General features: G+C 59.9%; 16 protein-coding genes and 1 riboswitch. Of the genes, 2 read left to right on the top strand and 14 right to left on the bottom strand.

Annotation, left to right across the window (positions count from 1 at the left end):
- Window positions 1-40: 40 nt before the first annotated feature.
- Entirely contained in the window at window positions 41-1,045 is a 1,005-nt protein-coding gene (gene ltaE / locus KW840_RS02180; protein WP_218494338.1) for a low-specificity L-threonine aldolase, read from the bottom strand.
- Between the two features lie 196 nt (window positions 1,046-1,241).
- Window positions 1,242-1,412: riboswitch (FMN riboswitch) on the top strand.
- A gap of 103 nt (window positions 1,413-1,515) precedes the next feature.
- On the opposite strand from ltaE, the gene KW840_RS02175 reads away from it, so the two are divergent.
- A complete protein-coding gene (locus KW840_RS02175; RefSeq protein WP_057713615.1) occupies window positions 1,516-2,025 on the top strand; it encodes a 6,7-dimethyl-8-ribityllumazine synthase in 510 nt (169 codons plus the stop codon).
- A gap of 130 nt (window positions 2,026-2,155) precedes the next feature.
- Here the strand turns inward: KW840_RS02175 and astE are convergent, their stop codons facing one another.
- The 7 genes from astE to KW840_RS02140 all read right to left on the bottom strand — a co-directional run bounded on the left by astE (window position 2,156) and on the right by KW840_RS02140 (window position 10,057).
- Window positions 2,156-3,166: a succinylglutamate desuccinylase gene (astE, locus tag KW840_RS02170; protein WP_057713614.1), complete on the bottom strand. Its 1,011-nt coding sequence runs from the start codon at window positions 3,164-3,166 to the stop codon at window positions 2,156-2,158.
- A gap of 12 nt (window positions 3,167-3,178) precedes the next feature.
- A complete protein-coding gene (locus KW840_RS02165) occupies window positions 3,179-3,469 on the bottom strand; it encodes a topoisomerase II (RefSeq protein WP_090457332.1) in 291 nt (96 codons plus the stop codon).
- Between the two features lie 61 nt (window positions 3,470-3,530).
- Window positions 3,531-4,877 carry an N-succinylarginine dihydrolase gene (astB, locus tag KW840_RS02160; RefSeq protein ID WP_057713613.1) on the bottom strand — a complete coding sequence of 449 codons (1,347 nt, stop codon included), beginning with the start codon at window positions 4,875-4,877 and terminating at the stop codon, window positions 3,531-3,533.
- A 162-nt stretch (window positions 4,878-5,039) separates the two neighbouring features.
- Window positions 5,040-6,509, bottom strand: coding sequence for a succinylglutamate-semialdehyde dehydrogenase (gene astD / locus KW840_RS02155; RefSeq protein WP_218494505.1), 1,470 nt, complete (start codon window positions 6,507-6,509; stop codon window positions 5,040-5,042).
- Window positions 6,506-7,531 (bottom strand): arginine N-succinyltransferase, encoded by a 1,026-nt coding sequence (gene astA, locus KW840_RS02150; protein ID WP_057713611.1) that lies wholly within the window; start codon window positions 7,529-7,531, stop codon window positions 6,506-6,508. The genes astD and astA overlap by 4 nt, the downstream gene beginning before the upstream one ends.
- A 79-nt stretch (window positions 7,532-7,610) precedes the next feature.
- Window positions 7,611-8,630 (bottom strand): arginine/ornithine succinyltransferase subunit alpha, encoded by a 1,020-nt coding sequence (gene aruF, locus KW840_RS02145; RefSeq protein ID WP_046042322.1) that lies wholly within the window; start codon window positions 8,628-8,630, stop codon window positions 7,611-7,613.
- Between the two features lie 206 nt (window positions 8,631-8,836).
- Window positions 8,837-10,057: an aspartate aminotransferase family protein gene (locus tag KW840_RS02140; protein WP_057713610.1), complete on the bottom strand. Its 1,221-nt coding sequence runs from the start codon at window positions 10,055-10,057 to the stop codon at window positions 8,837-8,839.
- A gap of 313 nt (window positions 10,058-10,370) precedes the next feature.
- Here KW840_RS02140 and KW840_RS02135 point away from each other — a divergent pair, with 313 nt between their 5' ends.
- Window positions 10,371-15,398 (top strand): dermonecrotic toxin domain-containing protein, encoded by a 5,028-nt coding sequence (locus KW840_RS02135; RefSeq protein ID WP_218494337.1) that lies wholly within the window; start codon window positions 10,371-10,373, stop codon window positions 15,396-15,398.
- Window positions 15,399-15,415: 17 nt separating this feature from the next.
- Here KW840_RS02135 and argR read toward each other — a convergent pair whose 3' ends face one another.
- The 6 genes from argR to acs form a co-directional block, all read right to left on the bottom strand.
- Entirely contained in the window at window positions 15,416-16,396 is a 981-nt protein-coding gene (argR, locus tag KW840_RS02130; protein WP_150812124.1) for a transcriptional regulator ArgR, read from the bottom strand.
- 113 nt (window positions 16,397-16,509) lie between these two features.
- Window positions 16,510-17,274 (bottom strand): ABC transporter ATP-binding protein, encoded by a 765-nt coding sequence (locus KW840_RS02125; protein WP_057713607.1) that lies wholly within the window; start codon window positions 17,272-17,274, stop codon window positions 16,510-16,512.
- Window positions 17,275-17,310: 36 nt separating this feature from the next.
- The gene (locus KW840_RS02120) at window positions 17,311-18,009 is read right to left on the bottom strand and encodes an ABC transporter permease (RefSeq protein ID WP_056724135.1); all 699 of its coding nucleotides are present in this window, start codon (window positions 18,007-18,009) and stop codon (window positions 17,311-17,313) included.
- Window positions 18,006-18,695: an ABC transporter permease gene (locus KW840_RS02115; RefSeq protein ID WP_015096506.1), complete on the bottom strand. Its 690-nt coding sequence runs from the start codon at window positions 18,693-18,695 to the stop codon at window positions 18,006-18,008. Before KW840_RS02115 ends, KW840_RS02120 begins: the two co-directional genes overlap by 4 nt.
- Before the next feature lie 91 nt (window positions 18,696-18,786).
- Window positions 18,787-19,563, bottom strand: a complete 777-nt coding sequence (locus KW840_RS02110) for an ABC transporter substrate-binding protein (protein ID WP_218494336.1) — start codon at window positions 19,561-19,563, stop codon at window positions 18,787-18,789.
- A 703-nt stretch (window positions 19,564-20,266) separates the two neighbouring features.
- Window positions 20,267-22,222, bottom strand: coding sequence for an acetate--CoA ligase (gene acs, locus KW840_RS02105; protein WP_090457340.1), 1,956 nt, complete (start codon window positions 22,220-22,222; stop codon window positions 20,267-20,269).
- Window positions 22,223-22,541: the final 319 nt, after the last annotated feature.

Below are 22,541 nucleotides of genomic sequence, written 5' to 3'. Positions count from 1 at the left end.
GTTTATACGATAGAAACGGTCAATTGGAGTGCTAACGCTATCACTTGCGCGAAAAGTCGACGAATGTCGCGACGACCTGCTCGATTTGCGCACGGCTGACGTCCATGTGCGTGACCATGCGCAGACGCGCGGCGGCACTGAGTTTGATCCCGCGCTTGGCGGCAAAGGCCTTGATGGCCTCGGCCTGATCGCCCATCTGCACGTAAACCATGTTGGTCTGCACCGGTTCGACCTCGAACCCCGCCCCGCGCAGGCCTTCGGCGAGCAACTGCGCGTTGGCATGGTCATCGGCCAGGCGCTCTACGTTGTTATCCAGCGCATACAGGCCTGCCGCTGCGAGAACACCGGCCTGACGCATGCCGCCACCGACCATCTTGCGCAGGCGCCGGGCCTTGCCGATCAACTCGGCCGAGCCGCAGAGCACCGAACCGACCGGTGCGCCCAGGCCTTTGGACAGGCACACCGAGACGGAATCGAAATACTGGGTGATTTCCCGGGCATCCACACCCAGCTTCACTGCCGCGTTGTACAAACGTGCGCCGTCCAGGTGCAGTTGCAAGCCATGCTCGCGGGTAAAACTGCGCGCCCGTGCCAGGTATTCCAGTGGCAGGACCTTGCCTTGCATGGTGTTTTCCAGCGCCAGCAAACGGGTGCGGGCGAAATGGAAGTCGTCCGGCTTGATCGCAGCAGCGACCTGCGCCAGGTCCAGCGAACCATCGGCCTGCACTTCCAGCGGTTGCGGCTGGATCGAGCCAAGCACCGCCGCGCCACCCCCTTCGTACTTATAAGTGTGGGCCTGCTGGCCGACGATGTACTCGTCACCGCGCTCGCAATGGGCCATCAACCCCAGCAGGTTGCTCATGGTGCCGGTCGGCACGAACAGTGCTGCGGCGAAACCCAGGCGCCTGGCCAGTTCGGCTTCCAGGTGATTGACCGTCGGATCTTCGCCATACACGTCATCGCCGGTGGCGGCCTTGGTCATTGCCTCAAGCATGCCGGCGCAAGGTTGGGTGACGGTGTCGCTGCGAAGATCGATAACACTCATGAATCTGGCCTCGGTAAGCAGGGGAAATCCCTTTCAGGAAAGAATTACTGCGGGCATGGCGACGATTAATCAACCCTTGCGTAGGAAAAGGCCGATTAATCCAACGGAAAAGTCGATGACAATCATCCAAAAGGGGTCATGCGCATACCGCAAATATGTGATAAAAACGCTGCGCCGCCAAACATTTGGGCGGCAAAAACGTTCTCAGGGCGGGGTGCAACTCCCCACCGGCGGTAATTGCGCGCAATGCGCATAGCCCGCGAGCGCTTGGTGACAGCACGGCTTCGGCGGTGCCTGACAGCAAGGTCAGCAGACCCGGTGTGATCCCGGGGCCGACGGTCATAGTCCGGATGAAGAGAGAACGGGATTGACAACAAAGGGCCGTCCGCCGGCATTCGTGCGAGTGTGCGTACCCTCAGATCCCCTTCGATTCATAACGCCCTGTTTTTCACACAAACAGGAGTCAGAACATGCAACCCACCGCAATCGACAGCAAAAGCAAACACCATCAGGGCGAGCGCGTAGCGTTCATCCAGGCCTGCTGGCACAAGGACATTGTCGATCAGAGCCGTAAAGGCTTCGTCGCCGAAATGATTACCCAGGGTTATCAGGAATCCGACATCGATTTCTTCGAAGTCGGCGGCGCCTTTGAAATGCCCCTGCACGCCAAGTTGCTGGCCAAGACCGGTCGTTATGCTGGCATCGTCGCCGCAGCCCTGGTGGTGGACGGCGGGATCTACCGTCACGAGTTCGTCGCCCAGTCGGTGGTCAGCGGCCTGATGCAGGTTCAACTGGAAACCGAAGTGCCAGTGTTCTCGGTGTCCCTGACCCCGCACCACTTCCATGCCGGCGAAGAACACCAGAAGTTCTTCTTCGAGCATTTCCTGCATAAAGGCCAGGAAGCGGCAAAGACCTGTGCGGATACGCTGTTGAAAATCCGTTCGCTGCGCCGCACTGAACCGCGCGCGGTAGCTGTCTAAAAGCCGAAAACCTTGTAGGAGCGAGCTTGCTCGCGATAGTCGTCAACGATAACGCGGGAAGCCTGGCACCCCGCGGCGTTTTCAGATTCATCGCGAGCAAGCTCGCTCCTACAGAGGTTAAATGCCGTAATCAGGCCAGGTTTTCGTCGGTGGTCGGCACGACTAGGATGCCGGCACGCAAACCATTCTTCACCCTGGGGTTCGGGAAGATGATCCGGGCGCCCTCTTCCTCGATGATCCAGCGGGTGTTGGCGATATCTTCCGCCAGCAGGTAACCCACTTCCAGCTCCGAAAAGTTCTCGATGTCCGCCGGCAGGTTCAGGCGGAAGCTGTCGCTGTGCTTGATGATTTCTCGCGCCACGCTGTACAGCTGCAAACCGTCCAGCGCGTCCTCAGTCAGTTCTGGTTCGGTGCCCTCGATGATCTGCTTTAGGCGCTTCTCCAGCAGAGAGACGTTGACACCGTCGTTCTGACCGAACGGCCGCGCCTTGCCCAACTCCAGGGTAAAAGCCTCGGCACCCAGCTTGTCGTAGGTATAGGAGCTGAACACGATGGACGGCTTGTTCTGCAGCAACACCGCTTCCATGCCGGCAGCACGCAGGCGCGCCAGTTCCTGACGCGAATGCTGGCGGTCTTCCTTCCACGGGTACAAGGCGAACTGCTCGATTTTCGAACCACGAATCGCCGTGTGCAGGTCGTAGTGCAGGCGCTGGCGATCCGGCAGGCTGAAGAAGCTGGCAGCCAAACGTTCCAGCTCACAGGCGCGCAGGGCTTCGCAACCGCTGCTTTGTTCGTGACGGCCATTGAACAGCCGATTGACGTCCTGCTCGACGAAACGCTCGCCCTTGCGAATCGCTTCCGGGTTGCCGAACAGGAACAGAATACGTGCACGCGGCTTCAAGTCGCCACGGGCAATGTCGTGCAACAGGCGATCGAGCAATTCGATCGGCGCTGTTTCGTTGCCATGGATCCCCGCCGAAAGCAGCAGGTCCAGGCCGTTGTCACGGGCTTCAGGTGGCCGGACTTCCAGCGCACCTTCGCTCAACCAGCGCATGCGCACGCCTTCGACAGTCAGTTGAGTCTTCTCCGCCGGTTCGCGGCCGGCGAGGGTCAGTTCAAGCAGTTTGCCGAGGGCGAGCATAGAGCGGTTTCCTTAGTGATCGTGGTTGCAGTCCGGGCCGTGGACGTGTTCCTCGTCGTCACCGAGGTCAGCCGGTTCCATTTCCAGTTGCAGACTTACCAGATTAGTCGCCAATGGGCGCAACAGCAGGTTGGCGTACTCGGCGTCGCCTTCTTCGACGTCCACGCCGATCAGCAACTGGCCACGGCCGTCCTGCTGGATCCACAGCTCTTTACCTTGCCACAGGACCGCGACGCGGGTGCAGGACGTTTCCAGTTGCGTGCCGTCGGTGTCTTCAAGGATCAGCTGCAGGGTATCGCTCATGTCTTTACGCTCTCGTTTGAGATGAATCAGCGCGCTGCCGTAGAAAGCGGCGCGCCGTCGATCAATTGATCTGGAATGGATAAACCGCGCCCAGTTTAAGGATTTGCGTCAGTTCATCCAGTGCCGTCCGGCACTCAAGCAGCAATTGCGGGTCCGCCAGATCGTTTTCGGTCATGCGGTCGCGGTAGTGCTTCTCGACCCATTCGGTCAGTGTGCCGTACAACGGTGCCGTCATGATAACCCCTGGGTTGACGGCCGCCAGTTCGGTTTCGTTGAGCGCGACACGCAGTCGAAGGCAAGCAGGGCCACCGCCGTTCTGCATGCTCTGCTTGAGATCGAAGACTTTCACTTCGCGGATCAGGCCGCCGGAGCTGGTCAAACCCTGCAAGTACTGCCAGACACGCTCGTTGCCACGGCATTCTTCCGGCACGATCAACAGCATGGAGCCGTCAGGACGCGACAGCAGTTGGCTGTTGAACAGGTAGGAACGAACCGCGTCTTCCACGCTGACGGCGGAACGTGGCACACACACAGACTGAAATTTCCCACCGACTTTGGCGAGTTTGCTCTGCAATTCAGCGAGCATTTTCTCGGTCTCGAGGAACGCGTCCTCGTGATAGAACAGCACTTCACCATTACCCACGGCGATCACGTCGTTGTGGAACACGCCCTGATCGATCACCGACGGGTTCTGCTGGGCGTAGACCACGCCGTCATCGCTCAAGCCGTGCAAACGGGCAACGGCCTGGGACGCTTCGAGGGTCTGCCGCGCCGGGTACTTCTGCGGTGCCGGGTAGCGGGTGTCGAACGCACTGCGGCCGAACACGAAGAATTCGACACCGGCTTCGCCGTATTCACGGCAGAAACGCGTGTGGTTGGCCGCGCCTTCGTCACCGAATTGCGCCACGGCCGGCAAGGCGGCGTGGTGGGCGAAGTGTTTCTGGTCAGCGAACATCGCCCCCAGCACGCGGCTGGTGGTCGGGTGTTCGATGCTGCGGTGGTATTTGCAGTTGAGGTTGGCGGCGGTGAAATGCACGCGGCCATCAGCGGTGTCGGCGCTCGGGCTGACGGTCGCGGCGTTGGCCACCCACATGCTCGACGCCGAGCAACTGGCCACCAGCAGCGGCATCGCCTCTTTGGCAGCGCGCTCGATCACTTGAGCGTCGGTGCCACCAAAGCCCAGGCGACGCAGTGCAGCCACATCCGGGCGCTCTTGCGGTGCCAGTACGCCTTGCTGGAAACCCATTTCCATCAGCGCTTTCATCTTTGCCAGGCCTTGCAGCGCCGCTTCCTTGGGGTTGGAAGACTGCTGGCTGTTGCTCTGGGACGCGACGTTGCCGTAGGACAGGCCGCCGTAGTTATGGGTCGGCCCCACTAGACCGTCAAAATTGACTTCATAGGATTTCATCAGCGAGGCTCCACGAGAATCTGTTGTTATAGGCTTCAGTAACTGTTCTTTTAGACCGCGTCGCGGCCATCGCGAGCGAGCTCGCTCCTACAGTGATTGCGTCGTACACAAGATATGTGAACGCCACCGAACCTGTGGGAGCGGGCTTGCCCGCGATGGGCATCACGCCATCTTCACGCCAGGTGTCAGGGCAGCAGGCATGGTCAGGCTCGGCGTTTCCAGCGAGGCCACCGGGTACGCGCAGTAATCCGCCGCGTAGTAAGCGCTGGCGCGGTGGTTGCCCGATGCCCCTACGCCGCCGAATGGCGCGCTGCTCGCGGCACCGGTCAGTTGCTTGTTCCAGTTGACGATACCGGCACGGCTTTCCAGCCAGAATTGCTGGTAACGCGCCTCGGAGTCCGACAGCAGGCCAGCGGCCAGACCGTAGGCGGTGTCGTTGGCTTCAGCGATCGCTGCTTCAAAATCAGCGTAGCGGATCACCTGCAGCAACGGACCGAACAGCTCTTCGTCAGGACGATCGGCAACGGCGCTCACGTCCAGGATACCCGGGGTCAGCAGGGCCGATTCAGCCTGAGGCTGAGTCATTTCCAGCAGCGCCACGGCGCCGTTGGCCAGCAGATGTTCTTGCGCATCCATCAACGCTTTCGCAGCGCCAAGGGAAACCACCGAGCCCATGAACGGCGCCGGTTGCTGATCGAAGGCTCCGACTGAGAGGGTCGAACTGACCGCCACCAGGCGCGCCAGCAACGAGTCGCCCCAGGCACCTTGCGGCACCAGCAAGCGACGGGCACAGGTGCAGCGCTGGCCGGCGGAAATGAACGCCGACTGAATGATGGTGTACACCGCGGCATCGAGGTCGGCGACCTGATCGACCACCAGCGGGTTGTTACCGCCCATTTCCAGCGCCAGGATCTTGTCCGGACGACCGGCGAATTGTTGGTGCAGGTGATTGCCGGTGCGGCTGGAACCGGTGAAGAACAGCCCGTCGATGCCCGGGTTCGCCGCCAGGGCGATGCCGGTTTCGCGAGCGCCTTGCAGCAGGTTCAAGACGCCAGCTGGCAGGCCAGCCTCGATCCAGCACTTGACCGTCAGTTCAGCGACTTTCGGTGTCAGTTCGCTTGGCTTGAACAGCACGCTGTTACCGGCCAACAGTGCCGGCACGATATGGCCGTTCGGCAGGTGACCCGGGAAGTTGTACGGACCAAACACCGCGACTACACCGTGGGGTTTGTGGCGCAGCACAGCGGTGGCATCGCCCAGCGGCCCGCTCTTCTCGCCGGTACGTTCGCGGTAGCTCTGCACCGAGATGGCAATCTTGTTGACCATGCTGGTGACTTCGGTCGCCGCTTCCCACAGGGGTTTGCCGGTTTCTTCGCCGATGGTATGAGCCAATTCGTCAGCGTGATTCTTCAGCGCGGCGGCAAAGGCCTCCAGCACCGAGATACGCTCTTCCAGGGTGCGCCGCGCCCAGTCCGGGAACGCCTGACGCGCCGCTTGCACAGCCGACTCGACCTGACCGGCGGTGGCTCCGACGCCGGACCACAGCACCTGCTGGGTCACCGGGTTCAGCGACTCGAAGGCTTCGCCCCCACCTGCCAGCCATTCACCTGCGATGTAAAGCGACTTCATTATTTCGACTCCCGAGCTGCGGACAACGCCACGGCGCGCACTTGATCGCCCGCGTTGAGTTGAAGACGTTTGGCGGTCAGCGGGTCGACCACCAGGGTGCCGGCGGCCAGACGTGCAGGCGCGGCAGTGATCCGGCAGTCCTCGCGCTTGCGGTTGTGAATGATGAATGGCGTGGCATCGTCACCCGGGGTGCCGACGGCCAGCACCAGCGCCTGGCTGTCGCGCACGGCGCGGATCTTGCCGGTTTCGCATTCGATCGCCGGGCCTGCGTCGAAGATATCGACGTAGCCCTGGTAGCTGAAACCTTCGCTCTTGAGCATGGCCAGCGCCGGCTCGGTGTCCGGATGAACCTGACCGATCACGTTGCGCGCATCCGGCGACAGGAAGCAGGTGTACAGCGGGAACTTCGGCATCAGCTCGGCGATGAACGCCTTGTTGCCCACGCCGGTCAGGTAGTCAGCCTGGCTGAATTCCATCTTGAAGAAGTGCCGGCCCAGGCTTTCCCAGAACGGCGAACGCCCGGCCTCGTCGGAAACACCGCGCATTTCGGCAATGATCTTGTTGCCGAACAGTTGCGGGAATTCGGCGATGAACAGCATCCGCGCCTTGGACAGCATGCGACCGTTGAGGCCACTGCGGTAATCGGCGTGCAGGAACAGCGAGCACAGCTCGGAGTTGCCGGTCAGGTCGTTGGCCAGGAACAGCGTCGGGATTTCACGATAGATGTTCAGCTCTTGCGAGGCGCTGACCGTCAGACCGACCCGGAAGTTGTACCAGGGCTCACGCAGGCCAACGGCGCCGGCAATGGCGGAAATACCCACCACGCGCCCGTCGTCGTCTTCGAGCACGAACAGGTAGTCCGCGTCGCCCCGCCCGGCTTCGCCGCGAAAGGTCTTCTCGGCCCAGCCGACCCGATGGGCCAGCCGCTCTTCGTTGGCCGGCAAGGTGGTCAGGCCGGTGCCGGTGCTGCGGGCCAGGTCGATCAGAGCGGGTAAATCGCTGCTGCGTACGGGACGAACGATCATGCTATCTCCTCAAACGGGCCGCTTGCGCCACCCGTGAAACTTCGCTGCTTTCTAAACAAGCAATCAGGCCAGGTCGCTGTTAAACCGCGACCAGGCGCACGCTGGCACCCTCGCCGACACCCAGGGCTTCGGCCGCCTCCAGGTCCAGGGTCACCGGTTTGCCCGGCGCGTAATCGAGCTCGAGCATGACCGCGCGGTAATCCTGCAACTGGGCATTGGCAACCAGGTACTGGCGACCGACGCCTTTGACCGGCTCACCGATCTTCACCGGCACCACACGGCTCTGGGCGATCGAACGGATCCCCGAGACACGGGCATGCAGGGTCGGGCCACCGTCGAAGATGTCGATGTAGTGATCGGTCTCGAAACCTTCGCGCATCAGAATGTCGAAGGTGATCTGCGCGCGCGGGTGCACCTGGCCCATGGCCTCTTGAGCGGAGTCCGGCAGCAGTGGCACGTAGATCGGGTAATGCGGCATCAGTTCGGCAAGGAACGTACGGCTTTTCAGCCCGCACAGACGCTCTGCTTCGGCGTAGTTGAGGTCGAAGAAGTTGCGGCCGATGGCATCCCAGAACGGCGAATCGCCGTTTTCATCGCTGTAACCGACGATTTCGGTCACCACGGAATCGGCAAAACGCTCCGGATGGCTGGCCACGAACAGCAAACGGCCACGGGAGTTGAGCTCCGACCAAGGCGACCCCACCAACTCGCGCTGCACATAGAAGCTGGTCAGCAAGCTGTTGCCGGTCAGGTCGTGGCACTGGGAGAGCACGTGGATCTTGTTGTGAATCTTCAGCTCGCGGGAAGCGTGTACGAAGGTTTCGTTGCGAAAGCTGTAGAACGGCTCGGAGTAACCGGCCGACGCCACGATGGCCGAGCAACCGACCAGCTTGCCGGTAGCGGAGTCTTCGAGGACGAAGAAATAGCTTTCCTCACCGTTGAAACTCACTTCGGCGGCGAACGAGGCTTCGCTTGCCGCGATCTTGTCGCTCAGGCGCTCAACGTCATCCGGCAAGGAAGTGACACCAATCGGACTGTCCGCAGCCAGACGCTGTACCTCGCCCAGATCAGCCATTTGCGCGGGGCGCATCACCAGCATGGTGTCACTCCTTTCTAAAACTCTTTTGAGGGAAATAAGCCGGGGCCGCCTTGGAACTCCTGTGGGAGCGAGCTTGCTCGCGATGGAGTGTCAGTCGACACCAATGTGGCTGATCCACCATCGCGAGCAAGCTCGCTCCTACAGTAAAGCGGGCCCGGCATAAAAATTGGGTTCGACGCCTGAAAGGTCAGGCGTCGAAGGGTCTATCAGGCTTGCGTCAGTTTTGCCGCGGCACGTTCGAAGCGGTCCAGACCGGCATCGATATCGGCGTCTTCCACCACCAGGCTCGGGGCGAAACGCACCACGTCCGGGCCGGCTTGCAGAATCATCAGGCCTTCTTGTTCAGCGGCGTTGAAGATGTCCTTGGCCTTGCCTTTCCAGGCATCGCTGAGCACACAGCCGATCAACAGACCCAGGCCACGGACCTGGGTGAACAGGCCGTATTTCTCGCCGATCTGCTCAAGGCGTGCCTTGAACTTGTCGTGCTTGGCATTGACGCCAGCCAGCACCTCTGGGGTGTTGATCACGTCGATCACCGCACCTGCGACAGCGCACGCCAGCGGGTTGCCGCCGTAAGTGGTGCCGTGGGTGCCGACGACCAGGTGCTTGGCCAGGTCTTCGGTGGTCAGCATGGCGGCGATCGGGAAACCACCGCCCAGGCTCTTGGCGCTGGTCAGGATGTCCGGGATCACGCCGTAATGCTGGTAGGCGAACAGGTGGCCGGTACGGCCCATGCCGGTTTGCACTTCGTCGAACACCAGCAGCGCGTTGTGCTCGTTGCACAGTTCGCGGGCGCCTTGCAGGTAGGCCAGTTCGGCCGGCAGTACGCCGCCCTCACCTTGAATAGGCTCCAGGACCACGGCGCAGGTCTTGTCGGAAACGGCAGCTTTCAACGCAGCCAGATCGTTGTATGGCACGTGGGTGATGCCGGTGATCTTCGGACCGAAGCCATCGGAATACTTCGACTGGCCACCGACGTTCACGGTGAACAGGGTACGGCCGTGGAAGCTGTTGAGCGCGGCGATGATCTCGTACTTCTCGCTGCCATAACGGTCGAACGCGACACGACGGGCCAGCTTGAAGGCGGCCTCGTTGGCTTCGGCGCCGGAGTTGCAGAAGAAGGCGCGCTCGGCAAAGGTGGCGTCGACCAGCTTGTGCGCCAGGCGCAGCGCCGGCTCATTGGTGAACACGTTGGACACGTGCCACAGCTTGTTCGCCTGCTCGGTCAAGGCACCGACCAGCGCCGGATGCGCGTGACCCAATACGTTGACGGCAATCCCGCCGGCGAAGTCGATCAGCTCGCGACCGGACTGGTCCCAAACGCGGGAACCGGCGCCACGCACAGGAATGAATGCGGCAGGCGCATAGTTGGGAACCATTACCTGATCGAAATCGGCGCGTTGTACCGCAGCGTGCTCAACGGACATCGGAGTCTCCTGAAGAGAAAACACTCGCCTGAAACTGGCGAGCTTGGTGAGGATTGTAAGGACAGTTTTCAGCCCGGCCTTGCCGCCAAGCGACAACTTCTTATAGCGCAAACCCCGGATTTTCCCGGGTTTACGGCAATGCGACATATAGGGTCGCAAAGGCGCAGTTTAACTGGCGGCGGACGTTTGCGGCAGGCTTGCTGCGTTGTAACTCATGGCAATGGCACGAGTGCGGTAAATATGTACCGCACAGCGTCCGGGTTCGCGCGGTTTCCTAAGGGCCTCATCCCACTTCGATGGTCACCTTAACCGCATGAATACCCAACATACCGACATTGCTAGCGACGCCTTCAGGCCAGACCCTCACTATCAGCACTTGAGCAACGTGATCCCCTCCTGGCTCCGCCAAGCAACGCCTCAACGGCGTGAGGCACTGCGCAACAGCGCGCCAGGCATTCCGGCCGGGCTCAAGGACGCTCCACCCCATCAGCATGCAGAACTGGGCAAACTCATTGCCCGTCATGTGACCAGCCAGAACCAGGTTGATCAAATGATGGCAAAGCTGCAGAGCCCCGCCGACTTCGCCGAACCACTTCTCGAAACGGCGCTCAAGACCCGATTCGGCCTGGAACTGGACGCTCGTAAAACGTTCCTTCGCCTTTACATCCCGGCTCACATCCCATGGCTTCGGCTGAAATCCGGCGCTGCGCGCACCTGGACGGTGTCCCTGCTGGATGCCGCACTGCACAATTTTGAAAGCACCGAAACCAAAGCAGACGCCTTCGAGCCCGCCTCGACTTACATCACGCCCCCCTCTGCTACCGGGCAATTCAATACATTGCCGCAGATACTGGAAAAGATGCCCATCACGGCTTTTACCAGCCTCTGCCGGGAACTGGACATTGGCCAGCGCTATAAAGAGTATCTGGACGACAACCTTGGCATCAGCAATCCCGTGGCCGCGGCAATACTGAAATCGAAAATTCACGACAGCCAGAAAACCGCACTCACCGCTGCCCTGCACATGGCGCAGATGCAAAAATTGCTGGGCAGTGACGTCCACCGACTGACTCTTGGCTTGCTCGACAACCTGCCTTCTTTACGTTTGCATGGTCTGCCCTGGGGCTACCATGAACTGACAATCATGAACGCTCGCCTGACCGGCATCGTTTTGTTTGCACCGGATCTGGAGCGCGCAACAGAAGTGGTCAGAGTGGTGGCCTACATTCCTGACGACCCCGAACACCCGATCAAGGAATACAGTTCAACCGCCGCATTCGCCGAGGAACTTGGTCAGCGCTTGCGTGCCCCCGAATACCAACAGTTTTTCAGTCGATTCATCAATCATGAGGATCGTGGGCACTTTTTCGCGCAGTTGAACAACGAGCTATCACCTTTAACCTGGCAGCCTGTTCCACCGGGCGATCCGCACCCGACCTGGCGAGAGCGCCCCAACCAACGTCCCGACTTGCACATTGCGGCCACACCGGTGAAAGACGATCTCTTGACCCACCTCTATCAGAGCAAGCTCAACAAGATCCTCAACGATGCGCGAGTGATCGCCGTGTCCACCGCAACAGTCGACCAGAGAGCCCGCTGGGCGTTATGGGACTCCTTTACGGAAATAGCTTCGACCCTGCTGAACATCGCGGCCTTTATTGCCCTGCCGTTCGTACCCTTCCTTGGCGAGTTGATGCTGGCCTACATGGCCTACCAGTTGCTCGACGAAACCTTCGAAAGCATTGTTGACTGGGCCGAGGGCCACACCACCGAGGCCTTCGAGCATTTCATGGGCGTTGTTGAATCCGCCGTACAACTGGGCACCTTTGCGGTGGGTGGCGTGATCGCGGCGGGAGAATTTCGCGCGATCCTGCCCAAGGAAATTGTGCAGTTCATCGACCGTTTCAATTCGGTGAAGCGGCCCAATGGCGAAACCCGCTATTGGAAACCCGACCTGACCGCCTACGAGCACCCCGCCACACTCCCGGCAGACTCAAAACCGGATTCACTCGGACTGCACAGGCATCAAGGTAAAACCCTGTTACCCCTGGAAGGCAAAAACTACGCCGTCAGCGAGGACTCCGTCATCGGCGAGTACCGCATCGACCACCCCTCCCGCCCTGACGCCTACAAACCACAACTGCGGCACAACGGCACCGGCGCCTGGCAAACCGAACTCGACCAGCCGTTGAGCTGGGACCAGGCCACCGTGCTGCACCGTATCGGCCCGGACATGCAGCGATTTTCGGCCAGCACCCGCGAGCGCATCCTCAGCATCAGCGGCAGCCACGAAGATACCCTGCGCAAGATACACGTGCATGCCGGGCAGGTGCCGCCGTTACTGGCCGACACACTCAAACGCTTCAGGATCGATCAGGACATACAAACCTTTATTGATCAGATCGGCAGCGACCAGCCGGAGCACTTCCTCAAGGCGGATCCCGTGACGCAGCTGGAACTGCTCAATGAAAACGGTTACTGGCCGGCAAACAAAGGCCTGCGACTGATCGAAGAAAATGCGCAAACCCTTTGGCAAAGCCCGGCGCCCGATGTACCCGTGGTGGAAATCGACGCCACCCGCCTCACCGACGGCGACCTGCTGAAAACCTTTCTCCTGACCCTGTCGGACAGCGAAGCCAGAACGCTGATGGGCGAAGAATTCGGTCACCCCTCCCCTGGCCTGGAAAACCGGGCGCAACGGTTGCGCAAGATACTCGCGCGGCTTGCCGAACAGAAACGGCAAGGCCTGTTCGATCAGCGTTATCGCAGACTCGAACGTGGCGCTCAAGGCCCCATACAAGCAGTCATGGATGCTGAGCCCGGACTACCAAGCAGCGTTGCAGAAGCGATTGTGAACACAGCAAACGAACAGGAACTGCAACAGCTGAAAAAACCAACCATTTCCCCTCGCCTGGTCGAGCTGAGCCAGGAGGCCAGATTACAAGTACGAGTGACACGCGCCTACGAGGGGCTTGATTTGCCATCGACCGAGAACAACCTCGACACCGACCGGCTGGCCTTGCACACCCTGGAAAAACTGCCAGGCTGGACGGGACAGCTACGACTGGAAACCCGCCAGTACGCCCATGAAGGCCTCCTGATCGACAGCGTTGGCAGTGCCGACGCGCCCCTGCGTAAAGTGCTGGTGCTCAGAGTAGAAGGCGAGTATCAGGCGTTCGATCAAGACGGCGAAGAACTCAGCGGCATGGACTCGCTTTACGCATGCCTATTACAGGCCATGCCGGACAGTGAACGCACCGCCCTGAACCTTCATATCGGTGAAGGTGAACGACTCAAACAGTTAATTCGCAATCACGCCTTGAGCCGTGACGCATTAAGCTCGCTGCTGGCTCGACACCCCAACCTCAAACCCACCTACGACCCAAAGGTAATGCGCTTGCTCGGTGGCGGTGACGGGTATCGTCAAATGCCACGCAACACACCTACCTTGCAAGCTCGGGCTCAGACACTGTTCCCCCATCTATCCGCCGAAGAGCTCGACGCCTTCGTCGAACGCCTGCAACAGCACCCAAACGGACCGCGGGCAGAACTGAATCGGCTTATGGTTCAACACACGCAGCTCCAGGAAACGCTTTCTTCCTGGCGCGACGAAATTCCGCTGTTTATTCCAGACACACAACTCAGGGTCACTCCCGAGCAATTCGCTGCCCAAAAGCGGGTCCGTCGACAGTTCACCATCGACCTGATGGACTGCTGGCGACAGCAATGGACCCTTCCCGAGACCGCGCTTGAAAGAGTCGACTTCAACTTCTTCCAACCGATCATCGGCGAATTGCCAGCCCTGAGCACCGACTTCAGCGGCGTCACAATGCTTACACTGGAAGGCAGCAGCGCCACGCGGGGCATGCATGAGTTTCTGCGCAGCTTTACCGGTTTACGCATCCTGAAACTGCGCGATTTCAACCTTGGCCACTTACCGGACACCCTTCCATCGTTGCAACTCGAAGAACTCATTCTGAGCAATTGCGCGATCACCCTCAGCCCCGAAAGCCAGGTCGGGCTCGCGGGCCTGCATCGGTTGACCACAATGGACCTGTACAAGAACCCCTTGGGCATGACACCCGATGTCGGCAGCATGCCCGATTTGAATTACATCGACTTATCGCAGACGGGCATTACTGAACTCCCGCGCGAATTATTGACTCGCCCACGCCTGCGCACCGCCCTGCTCAATAACAACCAGATCAAAGAGTTGCCCAGCGCATTGTTCACACTGCAACAACGCACCCAGGAGGGTTTCGACCTGGGCAACAATCCGCTTTCAAACGCAGCCCGCGAACGCCTCAAACAGCACTTCCAGCAGACCCGTCAGGACTTCGGTATCTTTGCCGAAGAAACAGATATCCACCGCGCGCAGGCACTGTACCCCTGGATGGACCAGGAAGATGCCAGCAAATTCGTCTACAAACTGCCCGGGACCCTGGATGAGGGTCGAGTCGAACTGACCCGCCTGGAAGTCGAACTCACCACCTTGGAGAACGACCTGTCGGCCTGGACCGGCAATATTCCCGCCGTCCACCCCCACAGCAATCAACCGTTCACTGCCCAGCAACTGCTGATCGAACATTCGACGCGGGACGCATTCAGAGAGTCCGTACTGCGCTGCTGGCGCCGGGAAAGCGACCCGGAGGACTTCGACGTATCACTGCAAGCAACTACTTATGACCTGAGTCTGGAGACACGGATTACCGGTAACTTGCCGACACTGAGCGCAGACTTCAGCCATGTTTCTCTGGTTTACCTGAGTAGCGAGAGTGGCCTGACCACAGGCGTCACCGGATTCCTGGAGTGCTTCCCCAAACTCAAGACCCTCGTTATCAACGACTTCAGGCTAGGCGATATCCCGGAGGCGATCTTCCGGATGAGCGATTTGAGATCGCTCAATCTCCTCGACTGCAACATCACCCTGACCCCGCAGTCTGCCCTGAACCTGGCCGAGATGGCCCGCCTTGAATTCATCGACTTGAGGAACAATCCGCTGGGGCTGGCTCCGGATATCAGCCAGATGGCGGACCTGGCGACCCTGCAACTGGACAACTGCGGGCTCACCGAATTACCCGCTGGACTGTTGCAGCTCAAGAGCCTGGAAACCGTAGACCTGAGCGACAACGCAATCAGCCGGATACCCGCCGACCTCCTCGAACTGCCGCTGGAGGTCGCCGAAAGCATCAACTTGCGGGGCAATCCGTTCTCCGAAGACAGCCTGCAGATCCTGATCGAGTATTTCAGGCTGACCAGTGTCGACTTCGGCATTCAGGAAGTGATCGATCGGGCAGAATTGGAGGTGTCGACGTCCGAGGCGTCCGAACCGGAAGACTGATAGGGATCAGGTGCCGATCAGCCGCGCTCCGGCGGCACCGATGACAATTCGAACGGGCTGCTGCTGCGCCGCTGGTTGCGATCTTCCCGCGGCGTGGCACCGAAGAAATTGCGGTAGGCGCTGGAGAAATGCGGCCCCGAGGAGAAGCCACAGGACAGGCCGATCTGGATGATCGACTTGCTGGTTTGCATCAACATCTGCCGGGCCTTGTTCAGGCGCAGTTCCAGGTAATACTGGCTCGGCACGCGGTTGAGGTATTGCTTGAAGATCCGCTCCAGCTGCCGACGGGATACGCACACGTGCTGGGCGATTTCGTCGGTGGTCAGCGGTTCTTCGATGTTGGCTTCCATGAGCAACACTGCTTGTGTGAGCTTCGGATGACTGGAACCCAGGCGGTTCTGCAACGGAATGCGCTGGCGTTCGCCGCCCTCGCGGATGCGCTCGACCACCAGTTCTTCGGATACCGCACCGGCCAGTTCCGCACCGTGATCGCGGGCCAGCACGGCCAGCAACAAGTCGAGCACCGACATCCCGCCGCACGCGGTCAGGCGATCGCGATCCCAGTCGAACAAGTGACTGGTGGCGATGACCTTCGGAAAGCGCTCGGCGAAATCGTCCTGCCAGCGCCAATGCACAGCCGCGCGATAACCGTCGAGCAAACCCAACTGCGCCAGCGGGTAAACACCGGCCGACAGACCGCCGATCACGCAACCGGAACGCACCAGTTGCTTGAGCGCACTGCTGAGCGCCGGCGCCAGTGCGGTCGGTGGCTCGTCAGCGAGCAGGAACAGTTTCTGGAAGTTTTCGAGCTTGCCGGTCCACGCCTCACCCGGCAATTGCCAGGCGCTTTCGCTCGGCGCTTCGGCCTGCAGGAACGACAGCTCGTAAACCACGTCCGGATGCACACGCTGGGCAACACGCAAGGCCTCCTCAGCCAGCGCAAGCGTCAGTGCTTTAGTGCTGGGCCAAATCAGGAAACCAATTCGATGGGCAGTCATGGTGGGCAATCCGAAACGAAAACAGTGTTAGAAGCCAAAAGCGGCTGCAACCAAATTAGACCATCTGGCGCGCGCTGCGCAGCATGGCCTAATTTGGTGCGTAACGGGAGCGATTACTTCAGGCTACCCGACAGGAATTGCTGCAGACGCTCGGATTGCGGGTTCACCAGCACTTCGCGCGGGTTACCGCTTTCTTCAACCACACCTTTGTGCAGGAACACCAGCTGGTTCGACACTTCACGGGCAAAGCCCATTTCGTGGGTCACCACGACCATGGTCCGGCCTTCCTGGGCCAGAGCCTGCATGACTTTCAACACGTCGCCGACCAGCTCCGGGTCGAGGGCCGAGGTCGGTTCGTCGAACAGCATCACCTCAGGTTCCATCGCCAGCGCACGGGCAATCGCCACACGCTGCTGCTCGCCGCCGGACATGTGCCCAGGGTAAGCATCCTTGCGATGGGCCACGCCTACCTTGTTCAGGTAGTGTTCGGCCTTCTCGCGCGCTTCAGCCTTGGACACGCCAAGCACATGCACCGGCGCTTCCATGATGTTTTCCAGCGCGGTCATGTGCGACCACAGGTTGAAATGCTGGAACACCATCGACAGGCGCGAACGCATGCGTTGCAGCTGTTTCGGGTCGGCGGCCTTCAGCGCGCCGTCCTTGTTCGCCACCAGCTTCAGCTCTTCGTTGTTGAGCAGAATCCTGCCCGCGTGCGGCTGCTCCAGCAGGTTGATGCAACGCAGGAAAGTACTTTTGCCGGAGCCACTGGAACCGATGATGCTGATCACATCGCCGGCTGCCGCTTTCAGGGACACGCCCTTGAGCACTTCGTGACTGCCATAGCGTTTATGCAGGTCTTGGACTTCAAGTTTGTACATGCTGTCGGTTCTCACAAAAACAGTCAGTCAGTGGTATCAGTGCTTGCGCGGGGCCAGGTAGCCCAGCCAGCGGCGCTCGGCCATCTTGAACAGCTTCACCAGGATGAAGGTCAGGCACAGGTAGAACACGCCAGCGGTGATGTACGCCTCGAACGGCAGGTAGAACTGGGCGTTGACCGTGCGCGCGGCACCGGTGATGTCGATCAGGGTCACGATGGACGCCAGACTGGTGGTCTGCAGCATCATGATCACTTCGTTGCTGTACTGCGGCAGCGCGCGACGCAAGGCCGACGGCAGCAGGATGCGCTTGTACATCTTGACCCGCGACATGCCCATGGCCTTGGCCGCTTCGATCTCGCCGTTCGGCGTGGCGCGCAGGCTGCCGGCGATGATTTCGGCGGTGTAGGCGCTGGTGTTGATCGCGAAGGCTAGGCACGCACAGAACGTTGCGCTGGACAGCCAGGGCCAGAGGAAACTTTCCCGCACGGCTTCGAACTGCGCCAGACCGTAGTAGATCAAGAACAGCTGCACCAGCATCGGCGTGCCGCGGATCACGTAGGTGTAGAGCCAGGCCGACATGTTGACGACCGAGTTCTTCGAGACGCGCATCAGGCCCAGCGGCAAGGCGCACAGCAAGCCGAAGAACAACGACAGCGCGAGCAGTTTGAGGGTGGTCACCAGGCCGCCAAGGTACAGCGGCATGGCCTCCCAAATGACGTTGTAGTCGAAGATCATAGATCAGCCGCCCTTACGCCTACCGAGTAGCGCTTCTCAAGGTGACGCAATGCCAGCAACGACACACTGGTGATCACCAGGTACATCGCGGCTACTGCGAGGAAGAAGGTGAAAGGCTCGCGGGTGGCATCGGCCGCCTGCTTGGCCTTGAACATCATGTCTTGCAGACCCACCACCGAAATCAGCGCGGTAGCCTTGGTCAATACCAGCCAGTTGTTGGTGAAACCCGGAATCGCCAGGCGAATCATCTGTGGTACCAACACCCGGAAGAACACCTGAAAACTGCTCATGCCGTAGGCCATGCCGGCTTCGGCCTGACCCTTGGGGATCGCCATGAAGGCGCCACGGAAGGTTTCCGACAGGTACGCGCCGAAGATGAAGCCCAGGGTGCCGATACCGGCCGCCAACGGGTTCAGGTCGATGTACTCGTCAAAGCCGAGCAGCGGTGCGACGCGGTTGAGCAGGTCCTGGCCGCCGTAGAAAATCAGCAGGATCAGCACCAGGTCGGGAATACCGCGGATCACCGTGGAATACAGGTCGCCCAGCCAGGCCAGCCAGCGCACCGGCGACAGACGCAGTGCCACGCCGATCAGGCCCAGAACGATGGCCATGGCCATGGACGACAAGGCGAGCTGAAGCGTCAGCCAAGCGCCATCGAGGATGACAGCCCCGTAGCCTTTCAACATGATTCAGGTCCTCGAAAGTTGGGATGAAAAAATGGCGCAAACCTCAGAGATCCTGTTGCTTGCGCCATTTCGGACTTGTCGCTGGGACGTATTACTTGCCGTAGATATCGAAGGCGAAGTACTTGTCCTGGATTTGCTTGTACTTGCCGTTCGCACGAATGGCTGCGATGGCGTTGTTGAGCTTGTCCAGATCTTCCTTGTCGCCTTTGCGCACCGCGATACCTACGCCGTCGCCGAAGTATTTGACGTCGGTGAACGCAGGGCCGACGAAGGCGAAGCCTTTACCGGCATCGGTTTTCAGGAAGCCGTCATCCAAAAGCGTAGCGTCTGCCACGGTGCCGTCGAGGCGGCCGGCGGCCACGTCGAGGTAAATTTCGTTCTGCGAACCGTAAGGCTTGATCTCGGCACCCAGCGGGGCCAGGACTTCGCGGGCGAAACGCTCGTGGATCGAACCACGCTGCACGCCGATGTTCTTGCCCTTGAGCTCGGTCAGGCCTTCGCTGACCTGAGTGCCGGCCTTCATGACCAGGCGAGCCGGGGTGTTGTAGTACTTGTTGGTGAAGTCCACGGACTTCTTGCGATCTTCAGTGATCGACATGGACGACAGGATCGCGTCGATCTTGCGCACTTTAAGCGCAGGGATCAGGCCGTCGAACTCTTGCTCGACCCACACGCACTTGATCTTCATTTCTTCGCACAGCGCGTTGCCGATGTCGTAGTCGAAACCAACGATGCTGCCATCCGGCGCCTTGGACGCGAACGGAGGGTAAGCCGCCTCGATACCGATTTTCAGAGGTTTTTCATCGGCGAAGGTTGGCAAGGACAGCACGGACAGTGCCAGGGCGCCAAGCAGCACGAGTTTCTTCATCTTGGGACTCCATCGGTAAAGGGCAAAAACGGCAGAGTGAGCGACAGCCCAATATGCGAATGAGTGGAACCAGAAAGCAGTGCTGCGTCCTGGGAAGCGGGTGTTGAAATTCAACACGAGCAACGACGAGCGAGTGATCGGCATTCTAACGACAGGCCCGAGGCCGATATTTCTTCAATGCGACAACTAATTACAGAAGCACCGAGAAAGCCGTTTTAGCACGTTGACAGCCCTGCAAAATCATGCAAGAGCAAAAGATAGTGAACCGATCTACGTTGCAAATTGCGGGCCTATTATTGGCAAACCCTTCTAATCCGGCAAGCGCAGTGTAGCGGCTTATTTTTTTGAGGCGCATTTCAGGCCCGAATTTAAGCACCGGCGTTTCCCAATGCCCCGTATTGGCGCGATGCGGTTACACATTCAGTAACCTGAAAGAACGCAGGTAACAGTAGGAAAATGCCGACAGATTATCCCGATAATTATTGGTAGATGTTGCTGTAGCGCCTGCTAAACCGCTATCGCGAGCAAGCCCGCTCCCACAATGGTTTTGTGTCGAACGCAAATATCGCATTCACCACAGATCCCCTGTGGGAGCGAGCTTGCTCGCGATGAGGCCAGCCCAACCAACACAAAAACCCAGGCACAAAAAAGCCCCGCCAGGCTCAACACCTGACAGGGCGTTTAAGTGACTCAGAACCGCCGCTTACGCGACATTCATGGTCTTGTGGGTATCAATCAAATGCTGCACCACACTCGGATCAGCCAGGGTGGAAATATCACCCAACCCATCATATTCAGCCGTGGCAATCTTGCGCAGAATCCGGCGCATGATCTTGCCCGAACGGGTCTTCGGCAGCCCCGGCGCCCACTGGATCACATCCGGTGAAGCAATCGGGCCGATCTCCTTGCGCACCCAGTTTTTCAGTTCCAGGCGCAACTGCTCGTTCGGCTCTTCACCGTTCTTAAGGGTGACGTAGACATAAATGCCCTGCCCCTTGATGTCATGCGGCACACCGACCACCGCCGCTTCGGCGACTTTCGGGTGCGCAACCATCGCGCTTTCGATCTCGGCGGTGCCCATGCGGTGGCCGGACACGTTGAGCACGTCGTCCACCCGACCGGTGATCCAGTAGTAACCATCGGCATCGCGACGGGCGCCGTCACCGGTGAAGTACATGCCACGGAAGGTCTTGAAGTAAGTGTCGACGAAGCGGTCATGGTCGCCAAACAGCGTACGCGCCTGGCCTGGCCACGAATCGAGAATCACCAGGTTGCCCTCGGCCTCGCCTTCGACGATGTTGCCCAGGTTGTCCACCAGGGCCGGCACCACGCCGAAGAACGGACGCGCCGCAGAGCCTGGCTTGAGCGCATGAGCGCCCGGCAGGGGGCTCATCATGTTGCCGCCGGTTTCGGTCTGCCACCAGGTGTCGACGATCGGGCAACGGGACTTGCCGACGTTCTTGTAGTACCAATCCCAGGCTTCCGGGTTGATCGGCTCGCCCACCGAACCCAACAGGCGCAGGCTGCTGCCATCGGCGCCTTCAACGGCGGCGGTGCCGGAGGCCATCATGGCGCGGATCGCGGTCGGTGCGGTGTAGAGGATATTGACCTTGTGCTTGTCGACGATCTTCGCCACCCGGGTGATGTCCGGGTAGTTCGGCACGCCTTCGAACAGCAGCGTGGTCGCGCCATTGGCCAGCGGGCCGTAGACGATGTAACTGTGGCCGGTGACCCAGCCGACGTCGGCGGTGCACCAGTAGATTTCACCCGGGCGGTAGTCGAACACGCGCTCGTGGGTCATGGCTGCGTACAACAGGTAGCCGCCGGTGGTGTGCTGCACGCCCTTCGGCTTGCCAGTGGAGCCGGAGGTGTAAAGGATGAACAGCGCTTCTTCGGCGCCCATTTCTTTCGGCGCACACACGGTGCCGGCCACTTTCATCAGGTCCTCGAACCAGATGTCGCGATGCTGGTTCCACTTGATGTCGCCACCGGTGCGCTTGCACACGATGACTTTCTGGATGCTGCTGGTTTCCGGGTTGGTCAGCGCGTCGTCGACGTTAGCCTTGAGCGGGATCTTCTTGCCGGCACGAATGCCTTCGTCGGCGGTGATAACCACTTTGGATTTGCAGTCGATGATGCGACCGGCCAGGGCCTCCGGGGAGAAGCCGCCGAACACCACCGAGTGAATCGCGCCGATCCGGGTACAAGCCAGCATGGCGACCACGGCTTCGGGGATCATCGGCATATAGATAGTCACCACGTCGCCGCGGTGCACGTCCTGACCACGCAGGGCGTTGGCGAACTTGCACACTTGCTCGTGCAGTTCGCGATAAGTGATGTTGCGGCTTTCGGCAGGGTCATCGCCCTCCCAGATGATCGCGACCTGATCGCCGCGCTCGGCCAGATGACGGTCCAGGCAGTTGTAGGAAACGTTCAGGGTACCGTCGGCGAACCATTTGATGTCGACATGGTGATCGTCGAAGGAAGTCTGCTTCACCGTGGTGAAAGGCTTGATCCAGTCAAGGCGCTTGGCTTGCTCGCGCCAGAAGCCGTCGGGGTTGACGACCGACTGCTGGTACATCGCCTTGTAGGTCGCCTCGTCGGTCAGCGTGTTAGCCAGAACCTCGGGACGAACGGGATACAGGGAAGCCGCACTCATCTTTCTTACCTCGGTGGAATAGTTGTTTTTGTATGACCCTGTTTTAGCCGGGCCGGGGCTATAGAACCATTCGACGATGGTAGTAACAAGTCCCTACAAAATGTCGTGAAAAACCGTCAACCCCACTACCGCCGCGGTACCTGTGGGAGCGAGCTTGCTCGCGATGGTCGTCAACGATAACGCACCCAATCTGACACCCCGCAGTGCAAATTCGCGCCTACAAAAGAAGAGGTTATTCAGGGATTGTTACAGGATCTGTCAAAAGTGTTTATCAAAACCACGCCTATATGGACGAAGCGTCGACGCCTAAAATCAGCCA

Origin of the sequence: Pseudomonas sp. PDM30 (genome assembly GCF_019218985.1) — a bacterium.
Lineage (GTDB): Bacteria > Pseudomonadota > Gammaproteobacteria > Pseudomonadales > Pseudomonadaceae > Aquipseudomonas > Aquipseudomonas jessenii.
Note: the sequence above shows the minus strand (reverse complement) of the source record. Positions and strands in the feature narration are given on the sequence as shown.